A 506-nucleotide genomic window follows, 5' to 3' on the forward strand; every position below is an offset into this window, starting at 1 on the left:
TCGCGTCAACCATCCAACTATGCGGCTTGCTTCACGTGCTGTTGTTCTCGATCAGGGTTCAGCAGCACGGTACCAATCGGCTCCCAGTTGCGAGTGCGTCCTGACCATCGCTCCGGATTCTTGCTTCGAGCGCGCTCATAGAGTTCGTGGCGCAGGGCAAGGATTTGCTTGTCCTGACCTCGATGACGCTCTGCTGGCGTGACGAAGCGGATTCGGCTGTGTCGGTGTTCGTGGTTGTACCAACGGATAAAATCACGCACCCAGCATCGTGCAGCATCCAAGGTCTCGAAACCCTTGGTCGGCCATTGCGGGCAGTACTTCAGTGTTCTGAAAAGCGCCTCCGAGTATGGATTGTCATTGCTGACACGCGGCCTGCCGCGGGACGGTGTTATGCCCAGCTCGTACATCTTGCTCAGCAAAGTGGCCGATTTCATCGGCGTGCCGTTGTCCGAGTGCAACACCAACGGCTCTCTCAAGCACTGTTCGCTGATTACACTTCTCTGCAG

1 protein-coding gene is annotated in these 506 nt (G+C 56.7%); it reads right to left on the minus strand.

Features of this window, described 5'->3' with window-relative positions; all coding sequences use genetic code 11:
• Positions 1-17 precede the first annotated feature (17 nt).
• On the minus strand, positions 18-506 hold a 489-nt coding region (locus ACF8O8_RS22345), incomplete at its 5' end, for a transposase (RefSeq protein WP_392510498.1).

The organism is Pseudomonas sp. TYF_14, assembly GCF_043105275.1.
Classification (GTDB): domain Bacteria; phylum Pseudomonadota; class Gammaproteobacteria; order Pseudomonadales; family Pseudomonadaceae; genus Aquipseudomonas; species Aquipseudomonas alloputida.